General features: G+C 61.7%; 16 protein-coding genes and 1 tRNA gene. 8 read left to right on the forward strand and 9 right to left on the reverse strand.

The genetic code is table 11. The annotated features are described in order from the left end of the window. Positions 1-72: 72 nt before the first annotated feature. The 3 genes from SO180_RS04030 (at position 73) to SO180_RS04040 (ending at position 4,114) form a co-directional block, all read left to right on the forward strand. Positions 73-2,607, forward strand: coding sequence for an MASE1 domain-containing protein (locus tag SO180_RS04030; protein ID WP_449377523.1), 2,535 nt, complete (start codon positions 73-75; stop codon positions 2,605-2,607). 168 nt (positions 2,608-2,775) lie between these two features. After that, entirely contained in the window at positions 2,776-3,369 is a 594-nt protein-coding gene (locus SO180_RS04035; RefSeq protein WP_449377524.1) for a DUF1349 domain-containing protein, read from the forward strand. A 37-nt stretch (positions 3,370-3,406) separates the two neighbouring features. Then, entirely contained in the window at positions 3,407-4,114 is a 708-nt protein-coding gene (locus SO180_RS04040) for an HAD hydrolase-like protein (protein ID WP_449377525.1), read from the forward strand. A gap of 44 nt (positions 4,115-4,158) precedes the next feature. Here SO180_RS04040 and SO180_RS04045 read toward each other — a convergent pair whose 3' ends face one another. Together SO180_RS04045 and SO180_RS04050 are read right to left on the reverse strand one after the other, a co-directional pair. Next, complete coding sequence (locus SO180_RS04045) at positions 4,159-4,350, reverse strand: hypothetical protein (protein ID WP_449377526.1); 192 nt, start codon at positions 4,348-4,350, stop codon at positions 4,159-4,161. Between the two features lie 170 nt (positions 4,351-4,520). Next, positions 4,521-4,847, reverse strand: coding sequence for a hypothetical protein (locus SO180_RS04050; protein ID WP_449377527.1), 327 nt, complete (start codon positions 4,845-4,847; stop codon positions 4,521-4,523). Between the two features lie 105 nt (positions 4,848-4,952). Between SO180_RS04050 and SO180_RS04055 the strand changes: the two genes are divergently transcribed. Next, positions 4,953-5,138 carry an SANT/Myb-like DNA-binding domain-containing protein gene (locus SO180_RS04055; RefSeq protein WP_449377528.1) on the forward strand — a complete coding sequence of 62 codons (186 nt, stop codon included), beginning with the start codon at positions 4,953-4,955 and terminating at the stop codon, positions 5,136-5,138. Positions 5,139-5,142: 4 nt separating this feature from the next. Here SO180_RS04055 and SO180_RS04060 read toward each other — a convergent pair whose 3' ends face one another. From SO180_RS04060 to cpdR, 4 genes are all read right to left on the reverse strand, one after another. Then, the gene (locus SO180_RS04060) at positions 5,143-5,607 is read right to left on the reverse strand and encodes an L-2-amino-thiazoline-4-carboxylic acid hydrolase (RefSeq protein ID WP_449377529.1); all 465 of its coding nucleotides are present in this window, start codon (positions 5,605-5,607) and stop codon (positions 5,143-5,145) included. 104 nt (positions 5,608-5,711) lie between these two features. Next, positions 5,712-5,927 (reverse strand): hypervirulence associated TUDOR domain-containing protein, encoded by a 216-nt coding sequence (locus tag SO180_RS04065; protein WP_449377530.1) that lies wholly within the window; start codon positions 5,925-5,927, stop codon positions 5,712-5,714. Positions 5,928-6,143: 216 nt separating this feature from the next. Beyond that, positions 6,144-6,218, reverse strand: a tRNA-Val gene (locus SO180_RS04070). 72 nt (positions 6,219-6,290) lie between these two features. After that, positions 6,291-6,650, reverse strand: coding sequence for a cell cycle two-component system response regulator CpdR (cpdR, locus tag SO180_RS04075; RefSeq protein WP_254105854.1), 360 nt, complete (start codon positions 6,648-6,650; stop codon positions 6,291-6,293). 316 nt (positions 6,651-6,966) lie between these two features. Here cpdR and SO180_RS04080 point away from each other — a divergent pair, with 316 nt between their 5' ends. From SO180_RS04080 to SO180_RS04090, 3 genes are all read left to right on the forward strand, one after another. Then, positions 6,967-7,857 carry an N-formylglutamate amidohydrolase gene (locus tag SO180_RS04080; protein WP_449377531.1) on the forward strand — a complete coding sequence of 297 codons (891 nt, stop codon included), beginning with the start codon at positions 6,967-6,969 and terminating at the stop codon, positions 7,855-7,857. A 554-nt stretch (positions 7,858-8,411) separates the two neighbouring features. Next, positions 8,412-9,194 carry a histidinol-phosphatase gene (hisN, locus tag SO180_RS04085; protein ID WP_449377532.1) on the forward strand — a complete coding sequence of 261 codons (783 nt, stop codon included), beginning with the start codon at positions 8,412-8,414 and terminating at the stop codon, positions 9,192-9,194. Between the two features lie 20 nt (positions 9,195-9,214). Continuing rightward, positions 9,215-10,192 carry a Bug family tripartite tricarboxylate transporter substrate binding protein gene (locus tag SO180_RS04090; RefSeq protein ID WP_449377533.1) on the forward strand — a complete coding sequence of 326 codons (978 nt, stop codon included), beginning with the start codon at positions 9,215-9,217 and terminating at the stop codon, positions 10,190-10,192. Between the two features lie 2 nt (positions 10,193-10,194). Here SO180_RS04090 and SO180_RS04095 read toward each other — a convergent pair whose 3' ends face one another. Together SO180_RS04095 and SO180_RS04100 are read right to left on the reverse strand one after the other, a co-directional pair. Beyond that, a complete protein-coding gene (locus tag SO180_RS04095) occupies positions 10,195-10,842 on the reverse strand; it encodes a glutathione S-transferase family protein (protein ID WP_449377534.1) in 648 nt (215 codons plus the stop codon). Continuing rightward, positions 10,843-11,742 carry a LysR substrate-binding domain-containing protein gene (locus tag SO180_RS04100; RefSeq protein WP_449377535.1) on the reverse strand — a complete coding sequence of 300 codons (900 nt, stop codon included), beginning with the start codon at positions 11,740-11,742 and terminating at the stop codon, positions 10,843-10,845. It lies immediately after the preceding gene. A gap of 89 nt (positions 11,743-11,831) precedes the next feature. On the opposite strand from SO180_RS04100, the gene SO180_RS04105 reads away from it, so the two are divergent. Then, the gene (locus SO180_RS04105; protein ID WP_449377536.1) at positions 11,832-12,584 is read left to right on the forward strand and encodes a sulfite exporter TauE/SafE family protein; all 753 of its coding nucleotides are present in this window, start codon (positions 11,832-11,834) and stop codon (positions 12,582-12,584) included. A gap of 75 nt (positions 12,585-12,659) precedes the next feature. Here the strand turns inward: SO180_RS04105 and SO180_RS04110 are convergent, their stop codons facing one another. After that, on the reverse strand, positions 12,660-13,295 hold the full coding sequence (locus SO180_RS04110) for a LysE family translocator (protein WP_449377537.1): 636 nt from the start codon (positions 13,293-13,295) through the stop codon (positions 12,660-12,662). Positions 13,296-13,324: the final 29 nt, after the last annotated feature.

Below are 13,324 nucleotides of genomic sequence, written 5' to 3' on the forward strand. Positions count from 1 at the left end.
CACCGCAAAAGGCTTGTGATGGAAAGGGCAACGTTCGGCAGAGCCGGTAGCACTCGGAGTGCTGCATCTTATTTGGTCGAGCTATTACTGGTCGCCGCGATTTATCTTGGCCTTGCCGAGTCCGCGCTGCTACTACCCACGATAAACCCCACCGCCACACCGTTGTGGCCACCGACCGGGTTTGCGCTCGCACTGGTCCTGCTGCGCGGCTACCGGATTTGGCCGGCGATTTTGGTGGGGTCCGTTTCTCCTTATCTCATGACCGGCCGCTCGCTCTTGGAGTCTGGCTCCGTCGGGATCGGCCCTCTCCTCGCTGCGTTTGTCGGGACATGGCTGATTCGCCGCTGGTCGAATGGTCGCCAGACGTTCAGCTCCTCTTCCGGTATCGCAAGATTTACAATCATTTCCTTTGTGCCGACCACGGTGATGAGTTCAGCCATCGTCGTGGCAGGTTTCATTCTCGCCAACACATTGAATCCTTCCGATTCCGTCGTCACCTGGTTAACCTGGTGGCTTGCAGACGCGGTGGGGACCTTAGTAATTGCGCCGGTCGTCGTGCTTTGGGCGATGGAGCGCCTGCGTAGTTCTTCGAAGTGGAATCTGTTGGAATCGATCGCGGTATCTGCTCTCGTGAGCATCATCGGGATCATTGCTTACAGCCCGCTCGTCGGTAGCGACCTCATCAGCAGCGCCCTCAATGTGCCGCTGCCGTATCGGAGCTTTCTAGGCTTTCTGGTTTTGCTGCCCCTGATGTGGGCTGGTTTGCGCGGCAATCGATGCGGCGTGGCGACCGCTGCGCTCATTTTCCTCGGCATGGCCGTGTGGGGCTTCTCGGCGGGTAACGATCCGTTTCCGAAGACGGATCCGGAGGGATCGCTATTAGCGCTATTCGTGCTTTCGATCAGCGTATCAGTGCCGCCCCTTGCTTTGGCCGCAGCAATAGCGAAACGCCAAGACACTGAAGCCCATTTGCTTTCCCTTCAGCATCAACTGAGCCGTCAGATTGAGCGGAAAAGTTTGGCACTCGACAGCGTTAGACGCCACTTCCAAATTCTTATCGAAGGCGTTGTCGACTACGCCATTTTTGCCCTTGATAGAGAGGGGCACGTCACAAGTTGGAACAGCACCGCACAAAAGATCATCGGCTACGCCCCGGAAGAAATTATCGGCAAGCATTTTGGGATATTTTACCGACCGGATGAACGCCGCGCCGGCGCGCCAGCCCGCGCATTGGAGTCGGCTTTCCAAGAAGGCAAGCACGACGTTGAGGGTTGGCGGATCAGGAAAAACGGCACGCCGTTCTTCATTACCGGCTCGGTGTCAGCAAGTGTTGACGACGCAGGAAATCTGATCGGATTTATCAACATACTCCGGGATGCAACCGAGCGACGCGACGCGGAGGAAAAACTGTTTCAGGCGCGCGAACAGCTCGCGATGTCGCAGAAAATGGAGGCAATCGGCAAACTGACCGGCGGGATTGCACACGACTTCAACAATCTATTGATGATCATTGGAGGCAGTGCTCAGATCTTTGCTCGCCTGCTTGATCCGAAATTACCAAAAGCAATCGAAGCGATACAGAGCGCAGCCAAGCGCGGAGAGAGTCTCACGCGCCAATTGTTGACTTTCTCTCGTCATCAGCATCTTAGCCCGACGGTCGTTGATCTAAATGCTTCCATAAAGAACATGCGCACGATGATTGAGAGCTCATTGCGCGGGAACATTGTGTACAAGGAAAGCATTGGCGAGGGCGTTTCGCCGGTTAAGGTGGACCTCGCCGAATTGGAACTTGCGATTGTGAACATCGCCGTTAACGCTCGCGACGCAATGCCAAACGGCGGCACGTTCACATTGTCCTTGAACAGCGTGACCGTGGATCAGGAGATTGGCGACAGTCGACCGGGAGAGACCTTCTACGCGATAGCCTTTAGCGATACGGGTACTGGTATTCCGCCCAATCTTCTGTCCAAGATGTTTGATCCATTTTTCACAACCAAGGAGGTCGGCAAAGGAACCGGACTCGGCTTGTCCCAAGTTTATGGTTTTGCACACCAAGCCGGCGGCACGGTGGCGGCAGACAGCAAGGTCGGACGAGGAACGACGATTACAGTCTATTTGCCGTCGCGTGCAGACGAGCAAATCGCCGACAAGGAGCTCTCCGCTGCCAAAGCAAGATCACGTCATTCGCAGCGTCCGACTGTTCTCGTCGTCGACGACAGCGCTGATGTGGCGGATGTGACATCCTCACTGTTCGAGCATCTGGGCTATGAGACCATCTACCGAGATTCGGCCGAAACGGCATTAGAACTGCTCGAAGCCGGCACAAAGATCGATCTCGTCTTCAGCGATATCGTCATGCCGGGCACCATCGATGGCGTCGGACTCGCGAGAGAAATTCGGTCGCGTTATCCGAACTTACCTGTAGCCCTTACGACCGGATACAGCGACGCGGCAAAAGCAGTTCCCCCAAATCTAAGAATACTGCGTAAGCCGTTCGATACCGAGGCACTAAGAGAGTTTATCCAGGAGATTGCGTCGCCGAGATTAATGAAATCATCCGGCCTGTCTTTGGCGTCAAACACCGCTGACGCCTTGCGCAGAAGTTGACCCGCCGCGCCATTGAAGGCATTGCTCGGTAGTGCCTGCGCGGTGATTGAATGGCCTTCTGCGTTTACATGCGAATCCGATTCTGACCCATGGTCAGACTGATCACATCATGCGATGCCGGCATCGGGATCGCGCAAGACTGGCCAGCGCTGCCAATCGAGGTCCAACATGAGCGATCCAATCTTTCGCAGAAGCGACGGTATCTGGCTCAATGAGCCGGAACGATGGACTGCGCACGGCGACGGCCTGCAGATCGTCACCGATAACGCCACCGATTTCTGGCGGGAAACCCACTACGGCTTCAACCGCGACAGCGGGCATTTCCTGGGCTTTCCGACCGGCGCGGCGTTCACTGCCGAGCTGCGTGTGCAGGGCGACTTCCAGGCCCTCTACGACCAGGCGGGCATGATGGTCCGCATCGACGCGGAGCATTGGGTCAAGGCCGGGATCGAGTTTTCAGACGGCCGCGCCATGCTTGCGAGCGTGCTGACCGACGGGCGATCCGATTGGGCGACCGCGCCCTATGAGCAGGATGCCCGTGACTTCCGCCTGCGCGCGACCGTCGAGAACGGGGTCGTTCGCCTCCAGGTTTCGGCCGATGGCAAGCTTTGGCCACTGATGCGTCTGGCGCCGTTTCCCAGGGCGAACTCCTACCTGGTGGGACCGATGGCCTGCACGCCCGAGCGGTCCGGATTGAAGGTCGCTTTCTCGACTTTCCAGCTGACACCGCCGCTCGGCAAGGATCTCCACGATCTCAGCTGAAGGCTGGCCCATCGCGCCGAGAGCAGGATTTCGAAGTATGACTCCAGCCCGCTACGTACTCCTGGATCTCGACGGAACGCTGGTTGATTCGCAGCCGGGCATTTTCGCAAGCTGCGTAGCCACACTGCGCGCGCTCGGACACGATCCCGGCGCAGCGCTCGACATCAAGCGCGCCATCGGACCTCCGCTCGAAGAGATGCTACAAGCTTTGTTAAGGGCGCGCGGCGACGACCGGGTCGATCAAGCCGTGGTGGCCTATCGGCAGCATTACGGCGAAAGCGGCCTGCTCGGAAGCGAGCCTTATCCCGGAATCTGCTGCGCACTCCAGGACATGCGGCGAGCCGGATTGCGGCTCTACCTCGCTACATCGAAGCGTGAAGTCTTTGCCCGGCGCATCCTGGACAATCTGAAACTGGCAACGTACTTCGACGGCATCTACGGCTCGGTGCCCGGCGGCAGGCTGGATCATAAGCCTGAGCTCCTCGCCCATATCCTATCTGACCAGGATGTCGTCGCTTCGCACGGCCTGATGGTCGGCGATCGCAGGCATGACATCGTCGGGGCGCGCGCGGTCAATATGCGCTGTCTTGGCGTGCTTTGGGGATATGGCAGCCGGGACGAACTTGAAGCGGCCGGCGCCGACCGGTTGGTGGAACGGACATCTGATCTCGCGCGCACGATCTTATCGATGTTGAACGGGTCTACCCCACTCAGTGCGTTGCACGCAGCCGGTCTACGTGAATGAGGCGCTTAGCGCGGCGTTTGGGAGCGCTGGGACAATGCAGTCAATCAGTCCCCACTTCCGACATTGCGCGGCGGGCGCAACCCTGATGAATTGACCCAGCGCTCCATTTTAAACTTGGCTTCCAATTCCAGCGCCTTCCAAAGCAATTCATCGCGCTTCTTGCCCAACGGCAGCTTTTCCGCCGCCACGAACAACTCGGTGATCTCGGGAGGCAATTCCTGTGTTTCCTCAGCCATCACTCAACCCTGCCGGTGTGAGCTCTGATTTCAAAACGCAACCCCTACGTGCGACAAGTGTACCTTGTGCCATCGGTCTTTAGTACAGGGGAACGTAGACGAACATGGGCGATGATCGGTCCATGACGGGATGTACCGGCATCGCGCCAGAGCAGGCATCGCAGCCGGCGCTACCGCGTATCCACCCCCGTGATCCCCTTGCGCGCCGCCCTGTGCTCGATCCACATGCAGCGGCGGGCGGCTCGGCCTGAACGCGCAACGCCCGACGTCCCCTCGCCGGCCAGCAGCAGCGGCGCCATGTTCTCGCGCAGCGCGCGGCAGCGTTCGAGCTCGGCCTGCCAGTCGATGATTCGCGCCTCGGCGCCCGACGCGATCAGCACCAGCATCGCCATCGCAAGGCATATCGCCTTCGTTGATCGTTCGCCGACGCGCGTCGTGGAGATGACAAGTGCAGTTTGTGCCAGACCGTCGCGCACTGACGGAACACCCCGTATCATCGGACGAACACCCCGCGGCAGCCACATCAGATGCATTCCCTATCGGCTTCTACCATAATGTGTACGGGTGAGTCGGGGGAGCAGTCATGAGCGGGATTGGGGACGATGCCGAGCTGGAAAAAGTCCTGGAACGAGGAAGACATCAAGAAACTTAAGACGCTCGCAGGCACAATGCCCGTGACGATGATTGCAAAGGAGCTGGGTCGCACGACGGGAACGGTACTCGCAAAGGCCGTGGAGCAGAACATTTCCATCAGGCACCGGACGGACGAGGTGACGTCGGCCAACTAGTCCGCTACCGGCGCATTCGCCGATAACGGAAGTCGCAATGACCGGCGCCCTGCATGATGGTCTGCGTGCGCGTGAGGCTGATGTCGGGGCCGAACCCTTCCGCGGTCGCAAAGTCGGCAGTGCACACGAGGAGGAAGCCGAGCTCGGGCTCGCCAAGCGCCTTGTAGAACTCCGCATAAGCGCATCGCGTCACGTCGAAGGCGAACGCATCGTGTGACCGCTCGATGATTTCGAGCTCGAGCGCGTCGTCGCGGGCGTAGCTCCTGAACGCGGACGACACGGCCTTGCCGAGATCCGGCTCGTTCTTCGCCCGCCAGAACTCCTCGCCGTAGCGGCGATAGAGATCGCCGAGCGTGTTGCGCACCAGCGCGTTCGCTCGTGCTTCGCCCAATTCCAGCTGGAGCGCCTTCACGAGGGGGATCAGGACCTGGGCCTGGATTTTTGCCTGCTCAATGACGGAAACGCTCATGGCGGCCTCGCGTCCGAGATGAAGGAGAAGCGAGCGTAGCCCAGATGGAGCGCAGCGTAATCCGGGCTACGAAACCTATCCGGGCTGCGCGCAGGAACGCGCCATCAGCTGCGCAACAATCGCAGCGCGCGGCCCTTGTGGAGGGCGACGTGATCAGTCTTGTCGCTCCTGATCTCGTATTGCGGATCGTCCGGGCTCGCGTGATGGACGTAGCCCTTGCAGGTCACATCCTTTCGGTGCACCCGCAGGATGTGGCCGCGCACCCGGCCGGCCTCGGAATTCCAGCTCACGTGATCGCCCGTCTTGAAGGTTTTCGGCATGGTGAACCAATGCCGGTTGCCGTCGGCCTGTTCCAGCGGCCCCAGTCCGTCTGCGCTTTCGCTTCGCTCAAGCTGCGCCGGACACACTTCGCACTGATGGAATTGGCTTACCCCAAGGTAACATCGTGGCTTGCCGAGCCGTAGCTCGCGACAAAAGCCCGCCTCCGCCCGATGGGCTTCGGCGCGGCATCCTTCTCTCGCTTCGCGAGCGAAGGATGGTGGGCACGACAGGGATCGAACCTGTGACCCCTACCATGTCAAGGTAGTGCTCTCCCGCTGAGCTACGTGCCCTAGATGTCCAAAGTCGGGTGGGGTCCCTATAACGGCTCAGGGGAGCGCGCGCAAGGACGGAAGGCGGCCGATTTAGGCCGCCAGCATCTTGTTCACTTCGCTCACCAATTCCCGCAAATGGACCGGTTTGGACAGGACCTTGGCGTTCTTGGGGGCCTCCGAATCCGAGTTCAGCGCCACGGCAGCGAAGCCGGTGATGAACATGATCTTGATGTCGGGGTCGAGTTCCGATGCCCGGCGGGCGAGCTCGATGCCGTCCATCTCCGGCATCACGATGTCGGTCAGCAGCATCTCGAACGGCTCTTCCCGCAGCCGCTGATAGGCCGACATGCCATTGTCGTGGGAGGAGACCTGAAAGCCGGCGTTTTCCAGCGCCTTGACCAGGAAGCGGCGCATGTCGTTGTCATCTTCGGCGAGCAGGATTTTTGGCATGGCAGGAAACGTCGAATCCCCGGATACACACTACTAGAGTTCAGTAAGCCTGACAGAGGGTAAATTTCGGGTGAAAAATGCGCCCCTCGGCCGCACACAGTGCGCCCTTTGTGAACCGGAATGGGGCACGAATCAATCGAGCCCCTCATCCGCCATGCCTGCACGGTTAAGACACGTTCCAACGCCGCACCCGTACTTTTCACTTGGCAGAATGGTTGCGATTCCTGACAATGACCGCACATAAGAGCCTCGCTTTGCCGGCCTGTTCGAGTCCAATCCGGATTGTCGCGGATACAGAGGGACGAAACTGACCAAGATGACCCGGTTTGACGGCGACTTGTCGCCACCGTTCGAGATTATCGAGCCCACTGAGTGGCGGGCGCCGATCATCTTCAACTCGCCCCATTCCGGCTCGGTCTATCCGGACGATTTTTTGGCGGCCTCGCGCATCGACCTGCCGACGCTCCGCCGCTCGGAAGATTCCTTCATGGACGAGCTGATCGGGCATTTGAGCGCCCGCGGCTTTCCGGTCGTGCGCGTCAATTTCCCGCGCTCCTATGTCGACGTGAACAGAGAGCCCTATGAGCTCGACCCGCGGATGTTCTCGGGCCGGCTGCCGAGCTTTGCCAATACCCGCTCGATGCGGGTTGCGGGCGGGCTCGGCACCATCCCGCGCGTCGTCGGCGACGGCCAGGAGATCTATCGCGAGCGCATCGCGGTCGACGACGCGCTGGCGCGAATCGAGACGCTCTACAAGCCGTATCACCGCGCGCTGAGGCGGCTGATCAACAAGGTGCACCAGATGTTCGGCACCGTGGTGGTAGTCGACTGCCACTCCATGCCCTCGGTCGGCGTTTCCCGCGATGAGCCGCGCCGGCCCGACGTCGTAATCGGCGACCGCTACGGCACGAGCTGCACGCCGCTGCTTCCCGACCGGGTCGAGGAGACCCTGAGCGGGCTCGGCTATTCGGTCGGGCGCAACAAGCCCTATGCCGGCGGCTTCATCACCGAGCACTACGGCAACCCGGCGAGCGGCCTGCACGCGGTGCAGCTCGAGCTCAACCGCGCGATCTATATGGACGAGCGGCGGCGCGAGCGCGGCCCGCGCTTCGACCAGGTTGCAGCGGATTTCGCGATACTGTCGGACGTGCTCGCCACGACCATCCGGTTCGGCGATCTCGGCCCGTTCCAGGCCGCGGCCGAATAAGCGGCAGTCTTTCTCGTACCTGTCGCAGGTCGCGACGGCGGCCGCATCGACACGCGATCCGATTTTCGCTTCGCGTCGATGCGCGCATCGAAATGAAAACCATCGACACTGCACGCGGGCAAGAAAAAAGGGCCGCTTGTTATGAGCAAGCGGCCCAAGTCTAGGGAGGAAACGCCCAAGGAGGGCAGCGGTAACGCGAGGCGCTACCGCACCGCAATAATATGCGACTGCGCTGCACAAAGTGCAAGGGCTTTTGAGCCATTTCCCATGCAAAAAACACAGAGCTCCAATGCCCCCGCAGAAACCCGGATTCAGTTTCTTTAATAAGGAATTTCAATGGGTTGATTATCGTTTGCATACCAACGAGGCATGCCCGGAACTAAACTCTCAAACTCATGATCGATATTTGGTCAGCGGATGGCTCGACAGGAGGCGCCGGGGGACTGGATCCAAAATACCAGGGTGCAATTCAAGAGAGCGCTGCCCGAGCGTCTCGATTTGAGCTAGGCAATAGCCAGCATTCGTTTGGCTTTCGGGTTCAAGGGACAGGCCCTGTGACGGTGATCGATTTCTCAGCCTTCATTGGACGGCTTGCCACCGCGTCCGGCGAAACCATTTTGCCGTTCTTCCGCACCTCGCTGTCCATCGACGACAAGAGCAAGACCAAGGATTTCGACCCCGTCACCGAGGCCGACCGCGCCGCGGAGGCGGTGATGCGGCGGCTGATCAAGGCTAACTTCCCCCAGCACGGCATTGTCGGAGAGGAGTTCGGCAATGAGCGGGAGGACGCCGATTATGTGTGGGTGCTGGATCCGATCGACGGCACAAAGTCCTTCATCGGCGGCTTCCCGATCTGGGGCACGCTGATCGCGCTCTTGTACCGGGGCGCGCCGGTGTTCGGCATGATGCACCAGCCCTTCATCGGCGAGCGGTTTTCCGGCGACAACGGCTCGGCCAATTATAAAGGCCCCTCCGGCGAGCGTCGTCTGCAGGTCCGCCGCTGCGCCTCGCTTGCCGAAGCGACGACCTACACCACGAGCCCGCTTCTGATGAACGAGCGCGACCGCGCCATCTTCGGCCGCATCGAGAAGGGCGCGCGGCTGTCGCGCTATGGCGGCGACTGCTACTCCTATTGCATGCTGGCGGCCGGCCACGTCGACCTCGTGGTCGAGACCGAGTTGAAGCCTTACGACATTGCTGCGCTGATTCCGATCGTCACCGGTGCCGGCGGCATCGTCACGACCTGGGAAGGCAAGCCGGCTCAAGGCGGCGGCCGCATCATCGCCGCCGGTGATCCCCGCGTGCACGAAGAAGCGCTGAAACTCCTCAACCAATAACAAGCGAGCGGAGGGCTTGCATGACCGTCTCACGCAGGCTTCTCCTTGAATTGCTACTGGGTTTGCTGCTGCTCCTGCCGTCGCTGGCGATGGCCGGCGATTTCCCCGCCAAGCCGATCAAGCTGATCGTGCCGTTCCCGGCCGGCGGCCCCAACGACATCATCGCGCGCGTGATCGGCCAGCGCATGTCCGAGATAGCGGGCCAGCCGGTCTTGATCGACAATCGCGGCGGCCAGGGCGGCGTGCTCGGCACCGATGCGGTCGCAAAGGCCGCTCCCGACGGTTATACGATCGCGATCTCCAGCGCCGGGGCGCTCGCGATCAGCCCGAGCATGGAGAAGGTGGCCTATGATACGCTCGCCGATCTGACGCCGGTCACGCTGATCGCAACCGTGCCGGAGATGCTGGTCGTCGCAACCAACGTGCCGGCGAAAGACATGAGCGAGCTGGTCGCGCTCGCGAAGGCTCAAGCGGGCAAGCTCAACTTCGCGTCCTCAGGACCCGGCAGCCTGCCACATCTTGCCGGCGAATTGTTCAAGCTGACCGCAAAGATCGACATCGTGCACGTGCCCTATCGCGGAGCTGCGCCCGCGGTGAACGATCTCCTGGGCCAGCAGGTGCAAATGACCTTCCTCGATCTTCCCGTGCTGCTGCCGCAGATCAAAGCAGGCAGCCTCCGGCCGATCGCCGTCGGCTCGCCCGACCGCGCGCCGACCGCGCCCGATGTGCCGACCACCGCGGAAGCAGGCTTCCCGGCCCTACGCATCGAGAACTGGTACGGCATGGTGGCGCCGAAGGGTACGCCGAAAGAGATCGTCGACAAGCTGCACCGCCTCGCGACGCAAGCGATGACCGATGCGACTGTGAAGGAGAAGCTCGCCGCGCAAGGCGCGACGCTGATCGGCGATAGCCCCGAGCATTTTCGACAGTTCATCGCAGACGAGACTGCGAAATGGGCCAAGGTGATCAAGGACGCCGGCGTCGAGACGGCGAAGTGACTCTAATAAGCAAGCCGGCCGCGCAATTCGCCGAACGGGATCATCACATGGGTGCGAAACGCCTCGCGCCCCCGCAGCGTGCGGTACCAGCGCTCGACCGCCGGCAATGCGGGCCGCTCGATCTCGAGCTCGAAATAGCGGTAGAGCGACGTACCGGCCGTGATGTCGGCAAGCGATAGCTCCGCACCGAGCAGGAACGGCCGCTGTTCGAGGAGCCGGTCCAGCTTGGCAAAATGCTCCGCGCAGCGGGCAAGGGCCGTGCGGATCGCGGGCCAATTGCGCTGATCTTCGGGCGTGCGGAAGAACCCCCAGAATACGCCGGTCAGGAAATCAGGCTGGAGCGCCGTCTGCGACCAGTCCATCCAGCCGTCGACGCGCGCCCGCACAGCGTGATCCTCCGACCAAAAGCGCTCCGCTCCGTGGCGTGCCGCGAGATAGCGAAGGATCGCATGCGATTCCCAGACGATAGTCCCGCCATCATCGATGACCGGAACCCGGCCGTGGGGATTCATCGCCAGAAACTCCGGCGCATCGAGGCCGCCAAACGAGCCCCCGGCATCGATGTGCTCGTGGGCGAGACCGAGTTCGCCGATTAGCCACATCACCTTCTGCACATTGAACGAGCTGCGTCGTCCCCACACCTTCAACATCTAATCTCCGCTCCGAACTGCGGCGCGCAAGTACTCCACCAGTTGCTTGGCGGGGCGCGGCAATGCCTTGAAGCTTCGGGCGCAGATCGTCAACCTCCGATTGGCCCAGCCATCGCGGATTCGGATCGGCACGATCGGCATCGACCGCGCGCAGCGCTTCGCCGCAGTCTCCGGAACGACGGCGACCCCGACATCGGCGGCAACCATCTGGCAGATCGCGTCGAAATCGCGCAAGCGGGCCCGGACACGCAGACGCGCGCCGAGCTTCGCCGCATGCCGGGAAATATGAACCTGCAATGCGGTCGAGGCCGTGAGCCCGACGAAATCGCGATCCGTCACCTCCTGGAAATCGATCTGACGGCGACTACCGAGCTCGCTGCGCCGGGCGGCCACCAGGGTCAACCGGTCCTCGCTGAACAGAAATCGCTCGATGCTGTCGGGCAAAGCGTGCTCGGCCGCGAAGCCGAGATCGGCAGCGCCGCTCGCGATCGCGGTCGCGATATCGGCGCTCTCGCGCTCTTCGACGTCGACATTGATGTCGGGATGCTCGCGCAGGAAGGCCGCGAGCGCCCGCGGCAGGTGCTCGGACAGCCCCGATGTGTTGGCGAGCAACAGCACGCTCGCACGCACGCCACTGGCATAGGCGGCGAGATCGCCCTGGAGTGCCTCGACATTGTGGATGACGAGGCGCGCATGATCGAGCAGGCTTTCACCCGCGGCGGTCAACTCAACGCCGCGCCGGCCACGCTTCAAGAGTGCGACGCCGAACGCGTCCTCGAGGCCCTTGATCCTGGCGCTGGCCGAGGCCAGCGCCAGGTGCGAGCGCTCGGCGCCGCGGGTGATGCTGCGCTGATCCGCCACCGCGATGAAGAGCTGGAGGTCGACAAGGTCGAATCGCACGGGCATCTCCTTCAGCCTTCGCGTTGAACGAAGGCTAACTCCGTAACCTCCAGATTGTGTCTTCCCGGCCGATTGGTCAATCTGCCGGCATGATCGACCCGCTTATCGTTCTGATTGCCGCCGTCTTCCTGCTCGCTGGATTCGTCAAGGGCGTGATCGGGCTCGGCCTGCCGACCGTGTCGATGGGCCTGCTCGCGGTGACCATGGCGCCCGGCCGGGCAATTGCCATTGTCATCGTGCCGGCAATCATCACCAACATCTGGCAGACCTTCGTCGGCCCTTATTTGCTCGACATCCTCAGACGGCTGTGGCCGCTGATGCTCGGCACCGTAATCGGAAGCTGGCTCAATGCCGGCGCGCTGACCGGCCCCTATTCGCGCTACGGCACGGTGGTGCTCGGCCTGCTCCTCGTGATCTATGCGATCATCGGGCTGAACAAGTTCCAGTTTCGTGTCGCGCCGAGGAACGAGAAATGGGTCGGCGGAGCGGTGGGCGTCGTCACCGGCGTGATCTCGGCCTCGACTGGCGTGCAGGTGATTCCATCGATGCCGTTCATGCAGGCGATCGGGATGGAGAAGGACGAGCTGGTGCAGGCGCTCGGCGTGTTCTTCACGGTGGCAACGCTCGCGCTCGCCTTCAACCTCACCGCGGGCGGGCTGCTGACGTCGGCCAACGCCGTGCCAGGCATCGTCGCCATGGCCTGCGCCTTTGCCGGCATGTTCATCGGCCAGTCGCTGCGCTCGAAGATGCCGGCCGAGACATTTCGCCGCTGGTTCTTGATCGCGATGATCCTGCTCGGCCTCTACCTCATCGGTAGCGCGCTTGCGAAGGAGTTTGCCTGATTCTCAGTAGAGCATCTCCGCGCAAACGCGTACCGCGTTTGTCGCGAGGGAAAGCCGCTGGTTTCGGATGATGCTCTAACGGGCTTCCAGCATCGCGACGCGGAAGCCGAGATAGACGAAGAGCCCACCGAGCGACCGGTTGATCCATGCGATGACGCCTTCGGACTGCCGCAGCCGGTGCGCCGCTCGCGCTGCGAACGCCGCCACGAACAGGCACCACAGCGTGCCCGTGCAGATGAAGATCAGGCCAAGTGTCAGGAAGGCGAGTGGCTTTTGCGGGGCATCGGCTGCGACGAATTGCGGCAGGAAGGCCAGGAAGAACAGCGCGACCTTGGGATTGAGCGCGTTGGTGAAGACGCCCTGGAGGAAAACCCGCCGGAGCGGCGTCCGCCCATCTTCGCGCGTCAGGGACCCCGCGAGCACCGGCCGCGACCACAGCATCTGCAAGCCGGTCAGCACGAGATAGGCCGCACCAACCAGCTTTACAATCGAGAATGCGGTGGACGAAGCCATCAAGAGCGCCGAGAGACCGATTGCCGCGCCCGTGACGTGGAATAAGCAGCCGCAACTGATGCCGAGCGTAGCCAACGCACCGGCGCGCCAGCCCAATTGCATGCTGCGCCCGATGACGTAGACGGTATCCGGTCCCGGCGTGATGTTGAGCAGCACGCCGGAGAGAACGAAGAGCAAGAGTTCGTGAATGCCGAGCATGTCTCGCGTCCCTCACCGCCACCCCAAGC

The sequence above is a fragment of the Bradyrhizobium sp. UFLA05-112 genome, from assembly GCF_053572325.1.

What these genes read in the sequence shown, in the direction of transcription:
- SO180_RS04035 (WP_449377524.1), top strand. Translation starts at nt 2,776, where the DNA reads ATGAGCGATCCAATCTTTCGCAGAAGCGACGGTATCTGGCTCAATGAG.
- SO180_RS04040 (WP_449377525.1), top strand. Translation starts at nt 3,407, where the DNA reads ATGACTCCAGCCCGCTACGTACTCCTGGATCTCGACGGAACGCTGGTT.
- SO180_RS04045 (WP_449377526.1), bottom strand. Translation starts at nt 4,350, where the DNA reads ATGGCTGAGGAAACACAGGAATTGCCTCCCGAGATCACCGAGTTGTTC.
- SO180_RS04050 (WP_449377527.1), bottom strand. Translation starts at nt 4,847, where the DNA reads ATGATACGGGGTGTTCCGTCAGTGCGCGACGGTCTGGCACAAACTGCA.
- SO180_RS04055 (WP_449377528.1), top strand. Translation starts at nt 4,953, where the DNA reads ATGCCGAGCTGGAAAAAGTCCTGGAACGAGGAAGACATCAAGAAACTT.
- SO180_RS04060 (WP_449377529.1), bottom strand. Translation starts at nt 5,607, where the DNA reads ATGAGCGTTTCCGTCATTGAGCAGGCAAAAATCCAGGCCCAGGTCCTG.
- SO180_RS04065 (WP_449377530.1), bottom strand. Translation starts at nt 5,927, where the DNA reads ATGCCGAAAACCTTCAAGACGGGCGATCACGTGAGCTGGAATTCCGAG.
- cpdR (WP_254105854.1), bottom strand. Translation starts at nt 6,650, where the DNA reads ATGCCAAAAATCCTGCTCGCCGAAGATGACAACGACATGCGCCGCTTC.
- SO180_RS04080 (WP_449377531.1), top strand. Translation starts at nt 6,967, where the DNA reads ATGACCCGGTTTGACGGCGACTTGTCGCCACCGTTCGAGATTATCGAG.
- SO180_RS04090 (WP_449377533.1), top strand. Translation starts at nt 9,215, where the DNA reads ATGACCGTCTCACGCAGGCTTCTCCTTGAATTGCTACTGGGTTTGCTG.
- SO180_RS04095 (WP_449377534.1), bottom strand. Translation starts at nt 10,842, where the DNA reads ATGTTGAAGGTGTGGGGACGACGCAGCTCGTTCAATGTGCAGAAGGTG.
- SO180_RS04105 (WP_449377536.1), top strand. Translation starts at nt 11,832, where the DNA reads ATGATCGACCCGCTTATCGTTCTGATTGCCGCCGTCTTCCTGCTCGCT.
- SO180_RS04110 (WP_449377537.1), bottom strand. Translation starts at nt 13,295, where the DNA reads ATGCTCGGCATTCACGAACTCTTGCTCTTCGTTCTCTCCGGCGTGCTG.